Annotated in this window: 13 protein-coding genes; all 13 read left to right on the top strand. The window is 38.5% G+C overall.

The features are described 5' to 3' along the window. The first annotated feature begins 16 nt into the window (after nucleotides 1-16). The 13 genes from DW005_RS08785 (at nucleotide 17) to DW005_RS08850 (ending at nucleotide 19,969) form a co-directional block, all read left to right on the top strand. Nucleotides 17-484, top strand: coding sequence for a CFI-box-CTERM domain-containing protein (locus tag DW005_RS08785; protein ID WP_117478991.1), 468 nt, complete (start codon nucleotides 17-19; stop codon nucleotides 482-484). Nucleotides 485-498: 14 nt separating this feature from the next. Next, complete coding sequence (locus tag DW005_RS08790; RefSeq protein WP_117478992.1) at nucleotides 499-1,419, top strand: SEL1-like repeat protein; 921 nt, start codon at nucleotides 499-501, stop codon at nucleotides 1,417-1,419. 70 nt (nucleotides 1,420-1,489) lie between these two features. Beyond that, entirely contained in the window at nucleotides 1,490-1,969 is a 480-nt protein-coding gene (locus tag DW005_RS08795) for a hypothetical protein (protein WP_117478993.1), read from the top strand. A 97-nt stretch (nucleotides 1,970-2,066) separates the two neighbouring features. Then, on the top strand, nucleotides 2,067-2,795 hold the full coding sequence (locus DW005_RS08800; RefSeq protein ID WP_117478994.1) for a hypothetical protein: 729 nt from the start codon (nucleotides 2,067-2,069) through the stop codon (nucleotides 2,793-2,795). A 65-nt stretch (nucleotides 2,796-2,860) separates the two neighbouring features. Further along, a complete protein-coding gene (locus DW005_RS08805; protein ID WP_117478995.1) occupies nucleotides 2,861-3,226 on the top strand; it encodes a hypothetical protein in 366 nt (121 codons plus the stop codon). Between the two features lie 53 nt (nucleotides 3,227-3,279). Next, the gene (locus tag DW005_RS08810) at nucleotides 3,280-7,164 is read left to right on the top strand and encodes a DUF6273 domain-containing protein (RefSeq protein ID WP_117478996.1); all 3,885 of its coding nucleotides are present in this window, start codon (nucleotides 3,280-3,282) and stop codon (nucleotides 7,162-7,164) included. Between the two features lie 24 nt (nucleotides 7,165-7,188). Further along, nucleotides 7,189-8,886, top strand: coding sequence for a hypothetical protein (locus DW005_RS08815; RefSeq protein ID WP_117478997.1), 1,698 nt, complete (start codon nucleotides 7,189-7,191; stop codon nucleotides 8,884-8,886). A 703-nt stretch (nucleotides 8,887-9,589) separates the two neighbouring features. Then, on the top strand, nucleotides 9,590-10,768 hold the full coding sequence (locus DW005_RS08825) for an ATP-binding protein (RefSeq protein ID WP_117478999.1): 1,179 nt from the start codon (nucleotides 9,590-9,592) through the stop codon (nucleotides 10,766-10,768). Between the two features lie 13 nt (nucleotides 10,769-10,781). Then, nucleotides 10,782-11,498 (top strand): DUF4276 family protein, encoded by a 717-nt coding sequence (locus tag DW005_RS08830; RefSeq protein ID WP_117479000.1) that lies wholly within the window; start codon nucleotides 10,782-10,784, stop codon nucleotides 11,496-11,498. A 23-nt stretch (nucleotides 11,499-11,521) separates the two neighbouring features. After that, nucleotides 11,522-12,010, top strand: coding sequence for a hypothetical protein (locus DW005_RS08835; RefSeq protein ID WP_147324428.1), 489 nt, complete (start codon nucleotides 11,522-11,524; stop codon nucleotides 12,008-12,010). Further along, nucleotides 11,913-13,316 (top strand): hypothetical protein, encoded by a 1,404-nt coding sequence (locus tag DW005_RS08840; protein ID WP_147324429.1) that lies wholly within the window; start codon nucleotides 11,913-11,915, stop codon nucleotides 13,314-13,316. Before DW005_RS08835 ends, DW005_RS08840 begins: the two co-directional genes overlap by 98 nt. A 137-nt stretch (nucleotides 13,317-13,453) precedes the next feature. Then, nucleotides 13,454-16,453 carry a hypothetical protein gene (locus DW005_RS08845; RefSeq protein WP_117479003.1) on the top strand — a complete coding sequence of 1,000 codons (3,000 nt, stop codon included), beginning with the start codon at nucleotides 13,454-13,456 and terminating at the stop codon, nucleotides 16,451-16,453. A 39-nt stretch (nucleotides 16,454-16,492) separates the two neighbouring features. Beyond that, entirely contained in the window at nucleotides 16,493-19,969 is a 3,477-nt protein-coding gene (locus DW005_RS08850; RefSeq protein ID WP_117479004.1) for a hypothetical protein, read from the top strand. Nucleotides 19,970-20,091: the final 122 nt, after the last annotated feature.

The following is a 20,091-nucleotide window of genomic DNA, read 5'->3' on the forward strand; positions in this document are numbered from 1 at the left end:
TAAGGAGGCAAGAGATATGAGTGTATGTGGAGACTGCGTTGAATATGACCGCGAAAATTCAGTATATGGATGGTGCAAAAGATATAATAATTCAAAAGTTTATGAAAATGATTCGGCATGCTTATATTTTGAAGAGACTCGTTCGTCGTCTGGTACGGGATGCTTTTTGACAACTGCATGTTGTGAATATAAAGGGCTTCCGGATGATTGCCATGAACTTACAATCATGAGAAAGTTTCGTGACGAATATTTAAAGAGCAAACAATATGGAAAAGAAATGATTGATGCTTATTATGAGCGAGCCCCTAAAATTGTGGAGCGGATTAATCAATCAGATAGGAAAAATGAAATGCTTGACTATATTTATAAAGAAATTTGCCGGTTGGTAGAATTGTATGAACAGAATAAATGCAGTGATATAGCTGCACGGTACTTGCAAATGATGTATAAAGTTGATTTGGTTTCAATGGGAGAAATGAGATAAGTGGAGGATAACAAATGAAATTTTTAAATAATATTATAAGTAATGTAAGTAATGCGATTGGAATTGAAATTGAAGATGATTTTACAAAAATGATTCGTGCAAGAGATAATGGCGAACAATGGGCGCAAGATATGTTAGATAGTATGTTTCAGCGAAATGAGCCGGATATATATGAGCGCATTGCTGAGGCACGACGAAAAATATATGCTAAAGATGCAGAAAGTGGCAATCCAAAGGCGATGTATTATTACGGAATATCTGCACTTGATTTTAATACATTTATGCGTATGTTAGAACCATTGGCTAATAGAGGTAACATAGATGCAATGACATCAATAGCACGTGAGTATAGTATTGGATTATTGACGGAAGCAAATGCAGAACAGAGTTTTAAATGGTATCTTAAGGCAGCACAATCAGGAGACGTTTTTGCACAAAATCAAGTAGCACTTGCTTACACTTGCAACAATGGCTGCGGTGGGATTGATTATAATAAAGCATATGAATGGTATCATGCGGCAGCAGAACAGCAGAGTGCCAGCGGTTATTGCGGAATGGGAAAATGTTATGAATATTGGCAAACGCAACTTTCTTTTACAAGTAATGGTCAAGACATAAATGAGAAATTGCTTGATTATGATGGAAAAAGAGTTCATTGCTATGAGGAAGCACGAAAGTATTTAAGCAGTCAAGATGAAGAAATAGAAACTTTGTATGGATTAGGTACAAGTTATCGTTCTGCAGGAGAACATGTAGTTAATGAATCAGCATCTATACAAATGAAAAAATTGGCGATTTTTTATTTCTATGCAGCATATGATTGTGGGCATCCACATGCGCTGAAATATGCACGTGAAATCGCCGAAAACAACAAGATTTATGTTGATTTTAATAACATGATGGGATGGGCAAGAAGTGAAGGAATTATAGAGTAAAACCAAAGAGGTTATTGGAATTAAAATAATATATATAAATGATTTTGTAAGGCAAGGAGAGTGAAATTATATGAAGAAAACAAAATTAGTTATTTTTGTTCTGGCAAGTTTATTTATGACAACAGCATTTGGTGTGCTTGCTGTTCCGTCACATGATGTGAAGGCGAAGGCAAAATATCAATATTATGAAACGACATTAAATCCGAGTGAATATGTCTATTATTATGACAGTAGTAAAAAGAACAAGCAGGGAATTGCTTATGATGCGTCCATAAAAGGAAATAAACTTAAGATATCAGGAGCACTTACAAAAGGAAGTCGCTTAAATGATACATCGAAAAAAGTAAAATTTATGGGAGAAAAAACCCGAAAGTTTAAAATAACGAAATGCACCAAATATTACATTGCAGGTGGGGAAGATCCTATGCAGAGAATATCGAAAGCAAAATGTGCAAGATATTTAAGAAAAGGAAGTAAAGGACTGCTAAGTTTTGGAATTACATTAAAAGTTCGTGCGGGAAAAGTTGTGGAGGCTCGTTTAGTCAGCTGATAGAAATAACCAGCGTTAAAATTTAATGAAAGGAAAAATATGTGGTGATTTTTACGATTTACATTTGACAAAGGTCACTTCATAGCAGTGGTGAAAAATGGATGGATTAATTTGGGCTGTAATCGCTTTTGTTGTAATATGTACCCTATCTGCACAAGGACTGTTGGGGAATGTTATAGGTGCAATATTAGTGATAGTAGCAGGAATTGGAGTATGTATTTTCATAGGTAAACTTTTAAAAAAGAAGAGAGAAAGGACACCGGCAATAAACCGTGTTAATAAAGATAGACGAACAAATATAGAGCTGCTTGTAAACGATATTATAAGGAAAAACAATTTATTGCAGGGAAATTATGAATATGTAAGAGTAGGTGCACGATTGCTGACAAATGATATATGGGGAAGATATACTCTAAAAGATATCGAAAAGCGAGAAACGAAGTTGATTGTTACTATAAAACCAAGGAACGGTGCGGAAGTCGATTTTCCATTAGAAGAAAATGGGTATCATTCAGATAACGTTTCACATCTATCAATAGATGCTATAGCGGATTGTTTGCATCAGGCATTGCCTAATAGTTATAAAGAGATTAAACAAGATTCTTTTTTATATCATTTTAATGGGGGCGGTTCCATAACGGGAATTTCTTCGACTGGCACGTTTAACTATACTTCATCAGAAGGCAGCGATCAGGAGGTTCAAACATTCTATGGCTATGAAATTTTGACAAGGGATGTTTATGAATTTAGAAAACAGCAACAGCAACAAAAGCAGGAGAGAGAAAGAGCAAAGCAAGAAGAGTTTAATAGGAGAAGATATTTGTAGACGATTATAAAGGATACAAAAAGCGGAGTTTTGATAATGTAAAAGCAAAGGAAAGGATGAGTAAAATGAAAAAATTAATTAGTTTTGTAATGATTTTAGCAATTGTAGCAGCGACAGCAGTAGTACCGTCTGTGCCGGCATCGGCAGAGCAAACGGATATTTGGCAAGTAAATGGTAAATATACACTTACCAAAAAGAAACTCGTAACATATTGTGCGTTGTATAGTGCGGATTCAGGAATGAAGAAGAAAAAAAGAACTTTTAAAATCACATCAGCCACAAAATTTATTCATGTGACGCCAAGTTACAACAAAAAGAAAATTAAAAAATCGCAGATTGGAAAATACATTAAGAAGATTAAGAAATCATCGTATTTTCAGTTTAAATTCAAAAAAGGAAAAGTAACGGAAATCCATTACTGTGAGGATTAAAGTTTATTAAATGAATTTATTAACAACGTTTTATAGAAGGAGGAAAATATTTTATGAGATTAGTTCCATTATTGATGAAAAAAAACAGGTGTGGTAGATGTTTAGTCTCCATGCTGACAATAATGGCTTTGATAGTATCATCATTTGTGTTGCCGGTACATACCCTGAAAAGCGGTGCGGCAGAAAGTACATCGTCCTATGGATTAAGTAATCCAACGATTAGTAACGGTGTAACAACATGGGATTGTATCTATTTTGGAAACTATTATCAAAGTAACAGTTCAACAAAAGAACCAATTAAATGGCGAGTCCTTTCCGTAAATGGAAATGATGCTTTTTTGTTGGCAGACCAAAACTTGGATGCTAAACCGTATAACGAGAAATATACGGATGTAACATGGGCAACCTGTACCCTTCGTACCTGGTTGAATGATACATTTTTAAATACGGCATTTACATTGGCAGAACAGGCTGCAATAAGGAACACAACGGTTGTGAATGATGATAATCCATATTGTGATACAGAAGGTGGAGAGAATACCACAGATAAAGTGTATCTTTTATCAATTGCAGAAGCATGTAATACTACTTATGGATTTGATGGTGAGTTTGAATGGGATAGTGAAACTAGAGAAGCAAAAAATACAGCATATGCGAAAAGGGCGAGTACGACGTACGAGCTGGATAGTGATTGGTGGCTGCGTTCGCCAGGTTACGATAGTACTCGTGCTACCTTAGTGTATAGCAATGGCTGCGGTGTTAACCATGCTAATATCACTGTTTATAGTGCGGTCCGTCCCACTTTGCATTTAAATCTTTCTGCTACTACTCTTTGGAGTTATGCAGGAGAGGTTACGGCAGGTGTGGGAGATAATTTATCACAGGCAACAGAACCACCGGTAGTATCGGACCGTGATGAATCGCTAGGCACGGTTACAAAAGGAGCCGACCTTTCTCTTGGTTCCAACAAATCCGGAAAGTTAAGTGCGGAAGTGAGTGAATTTTTTCCTGCCAACTGGAGCCTAGGTACATCGGTATTTCCGGTTACGCTGTCTCAGAAAACAAAGGCAGATGGAAGTTATTCCGTGAAGATGGCAATCGGTGTTGGTAAAACCAATATGCTGGATTCCAAAACGGAGTGGAGCAGGTACAAGCAGGTCGTGAATGACGCAGAGAAATATGCTTCCCTTACCGGGTTATTATATCGGTATGCTCCGGTGAAAAGGTCTACTTATTCGGTGAGCAAATTTAACAAGATGCCAAGCTTGTCTGCGGTAGGCTACATGGAGCAGGAATATGATAAGTATGGAAATCTGATTTCTTCCACCGGTAAGATAGCACCTGAACTGGCTTGGAAGGCAAGTGTCAACTGGCAGTTTGCGTCGCCGATTGGACCGTGGTATGCGTCATTGGCAGGCGGAGGAAAAATTGCAGGAGAACTTGGACCGAAATATACATTTTCCACAAAGAAATGGACGCTCGATGGAAAACTGAGTTTAAAACCGGAAATCTCGCTGGAGGGCGGATATGGAATTAATAAGATTATAACCGCAGGAGTAGGTGGAAAATTGTCGGGTGATTTGCAGTTGCTTCCAAAGTCATCCTGTTCAGCAACCGCCTCGGCATATATTCATTTGTACTGCGCATTTCTTGTGGACTGGCAGCATGATTTGAAAAGTGCAACCTTTAAACTGTGGTCAAATCCCAATAAATTTAATCAGAAAAATGATGGCTGGACATGTTCTTTGATTGATGATTCATTTGCAGAGAAAACATCTGCATGGAACCACAAGGCAGCCAGTCAGCCGATTGCAAAATTAAAGCAGAACGGACAGACGGACAGCATGACGGAATCGACTCTGCAAAGTGGAATTCTCACCAGTTCACTGCCGATTATCAAGGAAATCAATGGAACGAAGGTTATGATTTTCCAGGGATATGACAGTGAGCGCAGTGAGTTAAACCGTACGGTGTTACAGTATTCGGTCTGCAAAAATGGTTCGTGGACGGAACCAAAAGCAGTTTTTGGTAATGGATACGCCGATATGTATGCAGACATGGCAGTGGCAGATGGCAAACTTGTATTGGCATGGCAGAAGGAAAAGTCGGAAATCGAAGGCAGCGTAAGTGACGGTGCCAACACCATTTTAAATGACGTGGCAAAGAAATCCGAAATCTGGACAGCCGTTTTTGATGAGGCATCCGGTACATTTAAACAGACCACACAGCTTACGAATAACGACAAACCGGATATGATGCCGAAAGTCAGTGAGGGAAGCGACGGTGCTGCCGTTACATGGCTTCGAAGCTCTTCTGAGGATTATGTCGAGAACGAGGGAACTACTACGATTTGCCGACAGACACTCGGCTCTTCCAAAGCGCAGGAGATTGCCTCTACGACGAAGGAAGTAAAAGAGTATGCGGTCTATAAAGAAGATGGTACAAACCATGCCGTTTATTTGACGGAAAACGAAAACGGAGAATCGCAGATTTGTGATGAGGCAGATAAAACGCTTATTTCTTCCGGGACAGATGAGGGAACCATTGCCGGACTTCAGTATGCGAACGGCAAACTGCTTTATAACCGTAATGGAAAGATGTACGAGTTAAAGGATGGCGAAGGGACAGAGCTGACCGATGATGAAAACAGTATTCCGTCTTCTGCGATTTACTGTAAAAATGGTGATTACGAAGGATTTGTATGGATTGCAAATGATGATGAGACCGGCGAAGGAAGCATAAAAGTTTCCATGAAAACAGAGGATGGTTTTTCAGAACCGGTTACAGTGTATACCGGAAAAGACAAGCGAATCCAGTATTTATCGCCGGTGTTGGAGAGTGACGGTCAGTGGGAGTTTGCTGCCAATGTATTGAATCAGAGCACAAACTTAAATGAGCTTCTTGTGATTTCAAAAACGCCGCAGACCGAATTGACCTTAGCAGGTGCTTCCATTGATGAGTACGATGTGGAGGATGATTTGACCGCTGTTCACTATTATGCAACCAATACGGAATTAACTCCGATTGAGGAATTGATTGTAAGGATTCAATTGGAAGATGGTACGGAGGTTGAAAAGACGATATCGCAGACCGTTCAGCCGGGCGAGACAGTCTCCGGCACGGCATACATGAATTTGTCGGATGTGACGAATCCGCAGACAGCATCGGTGTATGTCTATGCAAAAGGACAGACCGACCTCACAAAGAATCAGGTGTCCGTTTCTGTTGGTAAATCGGATATCCGGTTAACAAACACGGTAGAAGAAAAAGGCAGTCAGGCGGTTATCACGGCAACTTTAGAAAATGTCAGTGACCGCACCGCAACGACTACATTGAAACTTTACAGTGATGAGAAGAAATCCAAGCAGTTGTATATGTCAGAGGAAATTTCCATTGAACCATGGAAGCGTGTGACAAAGACCATTACTGTGAATAAGAGTGATTTGTCATACAATGCAAATCAGGCGGTTTATATGCTGCTTCATGCGGATGTGGCAGAGGGTGACTGTGATGAGTCCAATAACGACAGTTATGCGATTTTGTATCAGGCAAAGACAAACACGAATACAAATACCAATTCGCAGACATCTTCATTCGGAACAGGAAATGCCGGAAAGAAACAGTCCACATCAAGCAAAACGGTAAAAGTAAAAGCACCTTCCAAAGTTAAACTTACCTCAGCTAAAAATGGAAAGGGTAAGAAACTTACCGTAAAGTGGAAGAAAATCACTGGTGCCAAAGGCTATCAGCTTCAGTATGCTATGAACAAAAAGTTCAAAAAGAAAAAAAGCGTACAGACAAAGAAAACCAAGTACACCATAAAGAAACTGAAAAAGAACAAAACGTATTACATTCGAGTTCGTGCCTATAAGATGAATGGCAGGAAAAAGGTGTACGGAAAGTGGAGTAAGGTTAAAAAGGTTAAGATAAAGAAGTAACAGAAAAAATAGGAGGATTTCAAAATGAGAAAACAAAAAACACTGGTTCTTTTATTTATATTTGCACTGGCATTATCTCTGCTTCCGCAGAGTGCCTTTGCTGCAAAGAAAAAAGTAAAACTGAACAAAAAAACGGTAACAGTAAACGTTGGAAAAACAGTAAAAATCAAACTGCAAAACAACAAAAAGAAGGTGAAGTGGACGGTCACTTCCGGCAAGAAAAATTTGAAACTTAGTAAAAAGAAAAAGACGGGTGTTACGATTAAAGGTATGAAAGCCGGCAAAGCCAAGGTACAGGCAAAAGTGGGCAAGAAAAAATATGTCTGCAAAGTGACGGTAAAGAATAAAACCAATAAGAGCAGTGTTGCGACCCAAAAACCAACAAGAAAACCAGTTCAAACACCGGCACCAACAGGTAAAACTTCTTCACAGCCGACCCAAAAACCGGAGGCAAAAGCAGTAGAATTATTGACACAGTATGATGATGCTATTGTTGCTAAGACAAGTACGGCATTATCAGAGCGTAATTTGAGTTTTTATACGCTTGGACAATTTGGTAAGATAAGTGTTAAATTATCGGACGGTACAAATAAGGAACTACATAATAATAACAATATACAGGAATCTTCGTATAGTCGTTTTTCGATTACAGGAGTGGACACAACGGCAGCAGGTGATTATAATGCGACTTTATCTTACACAGAAGGAGCATGGAGTAATACGAATACAGTTTCAAAACAAATAAAGATCTCCGTTGCAGAGGAAAAAACAAATGAGCAGTATTCATATATTTCAAATGGGGAAATTGCGCAAGTAAATGCTATTTACAGCACAGAACAAAGTGTTCATATACCAGACACAATTGATGGCGCGCAGGTTATAAATCATTATTGTGATATTTATGATAACCCTGCAAATAAACAGATTCGTGATAACCAAATAACAGCAATTACGCTGTCAAAGTATTTGAGGTATATTCCGCAAGCTACAAATTCATTGTTTAGCATTGGTTATAGTTTAGATAGTTCTTATAGTTGGTTATCACTAAAAGAAATTAATATTAGTGATGAAAATGAAAACTTTTCTTCTGAAAATGGAGTTTGGTTTGATAAGGATAAGACGGTGCTGGTAAAATATCCATGTGCCAAAGCGGATACCGAGTATCAGATTCCGAACACAGTAAAGGAAGTTCGAGGTGGAGCCCTTAGAAATGTTATACATGGATTCCGGAAAATATATATACCGGCATCGGTGGAAAGTTTTCCGTGTTTTGAGGATGATTATAATGTGTCAAATTTAAGTGAGATAGAGGTTGATGGGCAGAATAAGAATTATAAATCACAGGATGGTGTCTTGTATTCGAAAGATATGAAACAATTACTTCTATATCCTTTTGCCAAACAAGATGTTTCCTATTCTGTGCCAGAGGGTGTTGATTATATTAAAGACATTATAGATGTACAACACTTAAAAAATATTGTATTACCTAAATCACTTTATAGAATTTATGGTTATATTCAGGTTGAAAATGTGTATATAGATCAAACATATGATTGGTATCAAAGCCAGCAAAATGCTTATCATTGGGTATTGGAAAGAATTATATGGAATAATACAACAATCTATGTAAGAGATAGCCAGTTAAGAGATTATTTTATGAAAGAAAATGCCGAACAGTTGGAAAAATATCATACTACGATTTCGGAAGTATACAATTGGTAAAAAAGAGTAAGTAGAATTTTATGAAAGCGTAATGCCATAAAAGAAGGTTGCGCAATCATCAAAAAAGTCTTGCTTCATGGCAAAAAAGATGAGATAATATTATAAATAAAAAATGTAACCGTTCGTCATTTTTGGCGAGCGGTTACATTCGGTGTTATGGCAAATTCACTAGGATTGCGAGTATGAAGTGAAGGGAATCCGGAAAAAATGGAATATTTTCAGCCAACTGATAAATAATTGTGCAAAAATATTCAAATTGATTTCCCTTCAAATACTTTCTTAGATGCAAAAAGTAAAAATCTGTAAATTTAAAATGCCATATAGTATGTAACATAAAATCCTCTCCTTTTTTTGATTGATATTTGTAATATGTCTGCTCACCCACCGTTGCAAAAAAAAGAAAAGATTCGGATAAAAAAGCGTACTACGCCTCCTAAAGACGTAATACGCTTTCAGTTTTTCTTGACACACAGGTAAAACCCCGATAATATAAATTACACAGAAGTCAATATTTGGATGTTGAGTTGTTGTAAAAAAATGGTTATAATGAATTTGCTATATGCGTATAGCAAGCTGTTTTAGGCATGAAACACTGATAGCATGATTTACATAAAGGTGGACTCTGGGGAAATTATGGTATAAGCTAAAAAAATGTGGTATACTTTAGACAATGCCTATACGTGAATGAAGGAGAGTTGTGATTATGTTTAGAAAACTCAAGGTTGACAATTTCAAATCATTAGTTGATTTTTCAGTTGAGTTTACACCAATGAGTGTGATTATTGGAAATAACGCTACAGGGAAGAGCAGTGTTTTGCAAGCGATTGATTTTTTGTGCGGCTCGATAAAAGAGGATTTTGATATTATGTTGGAGCGTAGGAACTGGACAGCGGATAATATCAAGTCTAAATTAATAAATTCAAATAAAATACATTTTGATAGTAATATTTTACTTCCTTCTAAAGAAGGCAAATTGGAGTATGACTGGAGCATGGTTTTATCCATTTATTCAGATGAAAATGAGGTAAGCCTGCTTTCTGAAAGACTTGTATGTAATGGAACTCAATTGTTGGTGTATCAAAAAGGAGAAGATGGCTTCATAAAAAATGAAGGCAAGGATACAAATGTATTACCGAGAGCACTGGCAATTAAATCGTCCGCACTGAGAATGTTAAATAGGGATGAAACGATAGATTACCGAATAAAATATTTTATTGATTTTCTGGAGAATTCATTGTCATTTGAAATGCTTTCACCAAATGAAATGAGGCTCAGCAGCCGAGGTGCGAAGGAAAGTATTGGAATGTCAGGAAAAAATTTGCCATCCTTTATCAAGCAAATGACAGATGAACAGAAAGCAAGTTTTATGAATAAATTGACAAGGTTGTTTGGAGACAGAATTTCTGATATAGACGTCGAAATACCGGGAAGACCGGGGTGGATGCAGATTGTTAGCACTGAGAAATATAAGGATAAGTCTATTCAGATATCGTCAAAAGAAATGAGTGATGGAATGTTTCGCTTGTTAGCATTTGTTGCGATTAGTGAGATTAAAAGTTCTAATGCGACAATGCTTTTGGACGAGATAGAGAATGGGGTAAATACAAATTATGCAGAGCAGTTGTTAGAGATTCTAAAGGAGATGTATGCTGAGAAAAAGCATCAGCTTATATTAACGACTCACAGCACTGTGTTTATGGATTATATAGATGCCGAAGATATTGTCTTTTTATATCGAGATAATAATGGATATACAAAGGCAGCGAGGCTTTTTGAGAATGAGGCAATGAAAGCAAAATTAGAATATATGTATCCGGGAGAGATTTTGCTTAATATGTCGCAAAAAGAAGTATTGGATAAGTTACTTGCATCAAATAACTAGAAAGGTAATTCGGATGAAAATTGCTATAACCGGCGAAGGAAAAACAGATTTTGGGCAAAAAGAATATAGTACAGGCAAATGGCTTCCGGGTCCTGCAATAGTTTATACTGAAAACATTGCAAAAGAAAAAGGGGTGGAAGTCGAATTTATACCGATTGAGAAAGAGGATGTAAAGAAGGTAAAATTACAAAGGTGCTCTTCAAAAGATGTGTCGGGAAGAGGAATTCCGGCAAGAAAATTCAGAATTTTGATGGGTGAAGGAAAGTATGATGCCGGAATATTTTATTGTGATGCAGATAAAGAGACAGGAGTGAAAAGCAGTAATCGTATAGCTGTAACGAAACATTATGAGACAGTATACAAGGAAGTGAAAGATGGTTTAAACTCAGACAAAGGGATACCGATGATACCTTTAAGCATGATAGAGTGTTGGATATTGGCAGACAAATCGGCATTAGAGCAAGTATTTGAACTTGAAATACAACAGGCAAAAATGCCAGCTGAACCAGAGTATATTTGGGGAAATAAAAATGATTCCGGTAGTGATTATCCAAAGAATTATTTAGTGCGAATGATTAGAAGTTTGGATAATAGATATCAAACATATACTGCTAGTCGGGAGAACTTTTATGAAATTGCAAAATGTTCAGAAATCTCGACATTGCGAGAAAAATGCTCTATCAGTTATGAACGCTTTTATAAAGATTTTGAACAAATTTTAAGCAAATAATTGTTGAGGGATTAGACTTTGATGTGTTTTTAGGCATTCCATGCCAATATCTTTTACTAATCTTCGCGATGGCATTATCTCTGTTCCCGCAGACTGCCTACGCAGCGAAGAAGAAAGTAAAATGGAGCGTTACTTCCGGCAAGAAAAACGTGACACTTAGCAAAAAGAAAAAGACAGGCGTCACAATTAAAGGTAAAAAAGCCGGAAAGGCGAAAGTACAGGCAAAAGTGGGCAAGAAAAAGTATGTCTGCAAAGTGACGGTTAAGAAGAAATCGCCGAAAAAGACACCGAAACCAACACCGGTTGTAACACCAACGCCGAAACCGACAAAGAAGCCATTGCAGTCGATGCAGCCGGCAAATCAGACACCTGCCACAGCACATCCCAGACAGGGACTTTATGCAGAGGAGGAAGATGTTCAGATTAGTTCGGTTAAGTTTGATAAAGCAGTACAGTGCTACGGCAAATATGGTATCTTACACGGAGACCGTAGAGTATTGCAGAGTGGATAATGGATTGGTTTTCCATACACTGATTGCGGATGGAAAAGAGTATGAACTGGAAAATTCACTTACTTGGAAGAATAATGAAATAAACTGGCAGTATTATATCAAGTCGGATGATGTCGTGCTAAAAGATTTGAGAGATACTAAAGAATACAAAGTAGTTGCGCGTTATGGAGATAAGGATTATACATTGGATTGTGTGGTTGACCGATACACCCTTTACAATGGCACTGCGTATGAATTTACCCATTCAACACTGCAAATAGGCAATTTGCTGATTGGTTCGTCTGAGGACAGTTTTACAGTAAGTGATAAGAAACAGGATTTTTATTACATTCTTTCCTATACTTCAACAAAAGGTAACGTGAATTTTGATTCAGATGCTAACTTGTTTGAATATCAGGAGATGCTTGATAATAAAAAATCCTTAAAAGACATTTTCACGGAGTTTGCCAAGAACCTTCAGATTCAGCAGGTGGCATACCGGAATAAATGTTACACAAATGCGGTGATTGAAAATGTGGTCTGGAATGACGAGTCGTATTATCCGGGCGGCGGTGACAACGGATATTATTCCTTTGATATTTCTTTGACTGTAGATGGTAAGAAGATTACACAGTCTTATAAACTGATTGAAAAAGAAAGGAAGTATACAGTATCCGGAGTTTTAAAAATGGAAGACGGAACGCCGATACCAAATATCTACTTGTATGTTCGGAAAGAGGGAGCTGAGTATAGTGTTGTATATACGAATGACAAGGGTGAATACTCTTTCCAGGCATCAAAAGGAACTTATTGCTTCAAAGCAGGAGAGTCCTTTACAGTAGACGATGGTCCGTTGAAAAAGGATATAACACTTCCGGTCTGTGAGATGTACAGTGAAAGTTCATTATGTTTGTACTTGGATGGGTTTGCTAGTGGTGATATTACAGCTGACTTGAAAGCGGATGGCAGTTTCTCATTTTCCTATGTTCCATATGGCACGTATACGATGAAATTGGATGATAAAGACATTGGAACCGTTACAATCAATTCGGCTGACAAACAGCAGGATTATACTATTAACGGATATCAAATCGCGGTCGTTGTCAAAGAAGCCAATGGAGAATTTGCAAGAGATAAGTGGATACATGTCGAGAAAGATGAAAAAAAAGAGTATGATTATGTAGATAATGACAAAGGATTGGCACTAGTTATTGTTGATGAACCGGGCACTTATGAGGTGTGCAGTTATGATAATGGCAATAGGATTTGCTATGGAACGGTTACCGTGACAGATAAAAATGTGTCATGTGCGCTGACGGCGGAGTGACGGAGAGTAAAATAGTTTGAATAAGTAAGAGTGAATTTCCTTGTTGAAATTTCACTCTTATTTTTCTTGACGCCCCTAACAATTTCATATAAAATTAAGAAAACACAATTTTCTATAACACAATGGAGGGATATAATATGAAAAAAGTAAGAGGCACAGTTGCTTTCTTGCTTGTGTTTGTGCTGAGCTTTTCTGTGATTCCACAGAATGTTCTCGCAGCCAAGAAGAAGGTGAAACTGAGTAAAAAATCAGTAACGGTAACGGTTGGAAAGACCGTTAAGGTTAAGTTGAAAAACAACAAAAAGAAAGTGAAGTGGACGGTTACATCCGGCAAGAAAAACGTGAAATTGAGTAAAAAGAAAAAAACAAGTGTCACGATTAAGGGTAAAAAGGTCGGAAAAGCAAAAGTGCAGGTAAAAGTCGGCAAGAAAAAGTTTGTCTGTAAAGTGACGGTAAAGAAAGCCGGAACCAATCAAAATGCAGATAAGAATAATGGTAAAAAAACAGCAGAACCAACGGTAAAGCCGACCGAAAAACCGGTTCTGCCATCGACTCCGACGCCAAAGCCGACCGAAAAACCGTCTCTGCCGTCGACTCCGACGCCAAAGCCGACCGAAAAACCGTCTCTGCCGTCGACTCCGACACCAAAGCCGGACAATAAGCCGGATCCGACGCCGATTGAGACGATGATGCCACCGGATGAGACACCGGCGCCAACGGTGAAACCGGAGTCAAATTATCAGGGGCTTTATGCCGAAAAAGAGCCATTGATTGTCAGCTCCGTTGCATTTGAAAAAGATGTTCCGTCATATTCGCTGAATTATAATGATATTTATGTAATCTCCGAGGAGGCTGATTCCCTGAAGGAGTTTGTGCCGGACGTGACAAAATGTACATATAACGTTTATTGTTATGGTAAAAAGGCGGAAGTAAAGTCAATTACCGATGTTGTCTGGCATGACGATGAGGAATGGCAGAAGCCGTATTATTCATTCCTGCTTACGGCTGTGCAAGGCGGCAAGGAGTATAAGCAAACAGTTACGATGAAACTTGTCCGCGAGGATTCAGAGGAAGGCTCGGAGAATGGTATGACATGGCTTTCTTTGGATGCAGATGGTGAAAAGTATGAGTTAGAACAAAGTCTGCATGATGAAGAAGGGGAAAGCGGATATTATTTTAAAGATAAAGAAGTTAATACTTCAAAGATTCAAAATGCAGAAAATATTAAACTTGTTGGTGTCTACGAGGAACAGCAGTATACAGTGAATGCAAGAAAAGAAGTCTGCGATGATTATTTTGTGAGCGTTATTAGTGATTCCTTTGCGAAAGATAATCTGGCAGTCGGTTCAGGTATGGTTTACATTGATGCCAAGACAGATTCTCATTTTTACATAGATGCATTTACCGCAACAAAAGGTGAGGTGAATTTATATCCGGGATACAGTGAAGAGTGTTTCGTATATGAGCCGGCGTTAGAAAAAGGAAAAACATTAAAAGACATATTTGCTAATGTAGTGGAAGACTTAAAGATTTACCGTGCAGTCTATAATAATGTATATTGGAATAATGAAAATATTGAGATTCGCAATGTGGTCTGGCACGATGAGCCTTATTATGACGACAAAACGGACCATGGCTATTATTCCTTTAACATTGTACTTACAGTGGATGGACAGGAAAATGAGCAGTCGTATGTGCTGGTGGAAAAACAGAAAACCTATGCAGTGTCCGGAAAATTGACAACAGAAGATGGACTGCCGATTGCAGAAGCAGAAGTTTTATTGTCTAAGTTAAGCGATGAGGAATGTGAATACACGATTGAGACGGATAAGAACGGATGTTTCGAAACGGATTTACAAAAAGGCACCTATGAGTTTGAACTGGGGCAGACGTTTACGGTAGAGGACAGAGATGTAGTGCATAATGAGAAACTTCCGGTTTATAAAATCACCGGAAAGGTGACAAGAACAGGTGCGAATACGCCGGATGTTCCGGGCTTTAACTTTGAATCAGAGGAGTCTTCCTGCATTTATTTGAGAGATTTACTGGGAGATGACAACCGTTATTACGCATATGTGCAGAAAGGAACATACACGGTTCAATCCTGTGATTGCCCGGTTGACACCGTGGAAGTAACCGGAAGTGGAACATATGATATCAAGATGGAACTTGCACTTGTGTCCGGAAAAGGTTCCGGATATTATAAATTTGTAGATACCGAGGATGAAAATAATTGCTATTGGGCATTTTCCGTATTTGATACGTACAACGTCTATTTAAAGCCGGGTACTTATTATGTAAAAATAGAAGATGCTACAGTTGATACCATTGAAGTGTCACTTGGTGAGATGACAAAGGATTACGAGATGTATTCCTGCAAGGGTGAGTTGTTAGACATGGCAGGACTTCAAATTCCAAAAGACATGTATCGAAATTACGAGATTTTGGTTATGAGAAATGAGGTGGTTTACAAGAAATTAATTATGGCGCCAAAATTTGATGAGGATGATATATCCGGTTTCAAATTTGACGTTTTAGCCGGTGAATATGAGTTTTTGCACAACGGGAAATCGGTTGGCAGGATGACAGTTACCGATTCCAATGTAGTGAAAGATTTAACGATGCCGTACAAATATGTAAAAATTAAAATGCTTGATGCAGAAGATGAGTTGATATCGATATATCCGAAACGGAGGCTTAAATTTGCAAATAAGGGTACGAGCAGCATTTACTACTATATGGACGATGATGAGTCTGGGGATTATACATCACGCATCGTGCTGCCAACCGGTGATTACCAGTGTGTTGATTATTACTGTATGCCAAGTATAGGAGACTATGGCTTTACAGTGGATGGTTCAAGCGATACTGTTGTTATCAATACAAACGTGTATAAGATATCCGGTAGCTGCAAGGTAAATGGAGCCGAGGTGTCCGATGATACATGGGTGTACTTGCACAAAAAGGGAGACGCAACAGAACTTTCGAGCTATACATTTGATGAAGGGAAATATGAATTCTATGTAGAGCCGGGAGAGTATGAGATAAAAGTGTCCTTGGATTCCGGAATGGTTACCGCAGCAGACGTAACGATTACCAATGCATCTGTCGAGAGGAATTTGGAGTTAGGAGAGTAAAACGATGAAATTGTTTGATTACACATGGAGGGATATGATATGAGAAAAATGAGACGAAAACTCGCCGTTTTGCTTGTGTTTGTACTGGCATTTACGATGATGCCGCAAAATGTACTCGCAGCCAAGAAGAAGGTGAAACTGAGCAAAAAATCAGTAACGATAACGGTTGGAAAGACCGTTAAGGTTAAGTTGAAAAACAACAAAAAGAAAGTGAAGTGGACGGTTACATCCGGCAAGAAAAACGTGAAACTGAGTAAAAAGAAAAAGACCGGTGTCACGATTCATGGTAAAAAAGCCGGAAAAGCAAAGGTGCAGGCGAAAGTCGGCAAGAAAAAGTTTGTCTGTAAGGTAACAGTAAAAAATGCTGACACCAATCAAAATACAGATAAGAATAACGGCAAAAAAACAGCAAAACCAACGGTAAAGCCGACCGAAAAACCGTCTCTGCCGTCGACTCCGACGCCAAAGCCGACCGAAAAACCGGTTCTGCCGTCGAGTCCGACACCGCTGCCGACCAAGGTGCCGGAACAGACGATGCTTCCGCCGGATGAGACACCGGGACCAACGGTAGAACCGGTGAGAAACAATCAGGGACTTTATGCGGAAAATGAAGAACTCATCATCAGCTCAATTGCTTTTGAAAAAGAAGTCGATTATTATTTAAGTTATAATGATATTTACGTGTGTGATGGGGAGGCAAATTCTCTGAAAGACATCGTGCAGGATGTGACAAAATGTGAGTTTACGGTTTATTGCTATGGAAAGAAGGCAGAGGTAAAATCGGTTTCGGACGTCGAGTGGAACGAAAAAACATCAAAGGGAAAAGGCAGTTATACTTTTTCAATAACGGCAGCACTTGATGGCAAAGAGTATACAAAGACGGCTAAAATGATGCTTGGGCTGTCACGGGACGAAACCATAGATAAGGCATTTGATAATGGATTTACGCTGCTTACGTTGCAGGCAGACAACAGAGAGTATGAATTAGAGAGAGGCTTAGCAAAAGACCCTAATGGCGATAGTTTCCATTTCAGTTATTATTATTTTAAAGATAAAGACGTGAACACAGAGGACATAAAAAATGCAGGTACGAAAAAAATAACCGGCGTTTATGAAGATGAGAAGATAACACTGAATATAGAGAATATCAGTGCGTCGACGGACAGTGTTATGTTCAGACCTTCGTCATATACAAGAGGAAAGCAATTCCTGAATTTTAGTCATGTCGATATTTATGTGAAAGTGGAAAATTACTTTGTGATAGACGCCTTTACATCAACAAAGGGAGCAGTAAAATACTGCGATTATATGGTGGGAGAAAATCAGGGCTTTATCTATGATGAAACGATAGAAGATGGCAAATCGTTAAAGGATATATTTACGGATTTATCAATAAATTTGAAAATATACCGCACGATTTATCGCAATGTCTACTGTGTAGATAACAGTATCCGCAATGTTGTCTGGCATGATGAGCCTTATTATGAGGGAAAAGAAGATAAAGGATATTATACGTTTGATCTTGTGATAACGGTTGACGGTAAAGAGATTAAGCAGTCGTATGTGCTTGTTGAACAGCAGAGAAAATATACGGTGTCCGGAAAACTGGAGACAGAAGATGGACAGCCGATTGCAAATGCTGAAGTTTCCTTAGAGAAATGGAACGGAGAATTTTGGGAGCAGAATGACGTAATTAAGACCGATGAAAAGGGTAATTTTACGACTAAACAATCAAAGGGAGAGTATCAAATTCAGTTGGGGAAATCGTTTACCGTTGAGGGTGACATGCAGCATGATGAGAAGCTTCCGGTTTATAAAATGTCCGGCACGGTAAAAAGAACTGGTGCACAGACAATGGATATGCCTAATATTTGGATTTCGGCAACCGAAAATAGCGATGTTCTTTATGGCAGTGATTTGGATGATGACAATCATTATTACAGATACCTGACAAAAGGAAACTATATAATTTATGTAGGTAGTTATGAATTTGACAGGTTTGAAGTGACCGGCAGTGAAGAACGTGATATTACACTGGATTGTGCGCGAATTTTTGGAAAATGCAGCAACACGTATTTATATAAAAATGTGAATAACGACGACTATTCTACATATGTTTCTGGCACGAGTGGATGGTATGAAGTTTATCTGAAGCCGGGAACCTATCAGGTAATCGATGGAGATACTGTTGTTGATACGGTAGATGTGGCACTGGGGGATACAAGGAAAGATTATATCGAACATTCCTGCAAAGGAAACCTGCTTGACGTATCGGGTCTTACAGTTCCGGAAGCAATGAGAGAAACCAGAAGTTATACGATTTTTGTCGAGAGAAATGGAGAACAATATAAATTATTTTCTGTCCCGATGGATGGTGAAGAGAATGCGTTCGATTATGAATTGGATTTGCTGGACGGCGAGTATGAGTTTTTCTACGCAAACACCAGCATTGCCAAGATTACAATCAATGGCTCTGATGTTGTGAAAGATTTAACCCTGCCGTTGAAATATGTAAAAATTAAAGTGCTTGATGCCGAAAATCACGTAATTCCATTATCGGAGCAAAACTATGTGAAGGAAACTAAAGGATCCGGAAATGAATACTATCTAACAGAAGGACTGGTAGGTTATTCTGCACATGTAATGCTTCCGACAGGCTCCTATGTGTTTAGCGAGAATCCTCAAAATATACAAGATTTGAAGAATGAGACATTTACGGTTACCAAGGAAGACGATGTAATTACTGTGAATACACAACTGTATCAAGTAAGTGGTTATTGCAAACTGAATGGGGTTAATGCTTCAGACGATGCAAGGATAACATTCTTTGACAAGAATTCGTCTTCGACTTCCGCAGCAAATGATGTGGAGGATGGTAAATATTCTGTGTATGTATCGACGGGAGAGTATAAGGTGACAATATCCGGTTCGGTGGGAATATTAGCATCCGAGGAAATAACAGTAACCGATGCTTCGGTTGAGAAAAATTTTGATATAGAGGCTGGCAAACTGACCGGAAAACTTACATGGGAAAATGGTAGTTCCTTTACCGATTTTGATACGAATATGTGGCAGATCGGTTTGCGAATGGAAGAACCATATTATTCGGGTCGTGTGGCAGGATTAGGAAAAGATGGTTCCTTTGAAGTAAAGGATATTTTATTTGGTACCTATGATGTAATGGTGTATTCAGAGTATAGTAATGCATATGTAAATGTCGGTACGATAACGATTGACAGTAAAACAAAGAGCCGGGATTTTGTGATTTCCGGATATGCCGTTCATGTGAAAATGGTAGATAGTGATGGAAACCCTATGAAGGGTGAACAGTTTTCTTTCGTAAATACAGAGGATGAAACGGACACAAAATATTTTTGTACTAATACTGAAGGAGAAGCTTATTTGATTGTTAGTAAACCGGGTACTTATAAAGCTATGCTTAGAAAAGAAAGTTATGGAACGGTAACGGTGACAGATAAAAATGTATCTGCAATACTTAGAAAATCTGAACCTTGACGGACAAAAACCATTGTGCTATACTAGGGTTCGACGAAGACGTCACAAACGAAGGTTTGTGGCGTCTTATTTGTATTGGCAATAAAAATAAACCACCTGCTATGCAGGTGTGTTCCCAAACA

Source organism: Clostridium sp. AF36-4 (genome assembly GCF_003435975.1).
In the GTDB taxonomy this organism is placed as follows: Bacteria; Bacillota; Clostridia; order Lachnospirales; family Lachnospiraceae; genus Eubacterium_F.

Bases quoted from the DNA above. Each gene is read 5' to 3' on its own strand.
- DW005_RS08790 (WP_117478992.1), top strand. From the start codon at position 499: ATGAAATTTTTAAATAATATTATAAGTAATGTAAGTAATGCGATTGGA.
- DW005_RS08830 (WP_117479000.1), top strand. From the start codon at position 10,782: ATGAAAATTGCTATAACCGGCGAAGGAAAAACAGATTTTGGGCAAAAA.
- DW005_RS08810 (WP_117478996.1), top strand. From the start codon at position 3,280: ATGAGATTAGTTCCATTATTGATGAAAAAAAACAGGTGTGGTAGATGT.
- DW005_RS08845 (WP_117479003.1), top strand. From the start codon at position 13,454: ATGAAAAAAGTAAGAGGCACAGTTGCTTTCTTGCTTGTGTTTGTGCTG.
- DW005_RS08840 (WP_147324429.1), top strand. From the start codon at position 11,913: ATGTTCAGATTAGTTCGGTTAAGTTTGATAAAGCAGTACAGTGCTACG.
- DW005_RS08800 (WP_117478994.1), top strand. From the start codon at position 2,067: ATGGATGGATTAATTTGGGCTGTAATCGCTTTTGTTGTAATATGTACC.
- DW005_RS08805 (WP_117478995.1), top strand. From the start codon at position 2,861: ATGAAAAAATTAATTAGTTTTGTAATGATTTTAGCAATTGTAGCAGCG.
- DW005_RS08815 (WP_117478997.1), top strand. From the start codon at position 7,189: ATGAGAAAACAAAAAACACTGGTTCTTTTATTTATATTTGCACTGGCA.
- DW005_RS08795 (WP_117478993.1), top strand. From the start codon at position 1,490: ATGAAGAAAACAAAATTAGTTATTTTTGTTCTGGCAAGTTTATTTATG.
- DW005_RS08785 (WP_117478991.1), top strand. From the start codon at position 17: ATGAGTGTATGTGGAGACTGCGTTGAATATGACCGCGAAAATTCAGTA.
- DW005_RS08825 (WP_117478999.1), top strand. From the start codon at position 9,590: ATGTTTAGAAAACTCAAGGTTGACAATTTCAAATCATTAGTTGATTTT.
- DW005_RS08850 (WP_117479004.1), top strand. From the start codon at position 16,493: ATGAGAAAAATGAGACGAAAACTCGCCGTTTTGCTTGTGTTTGTACTG.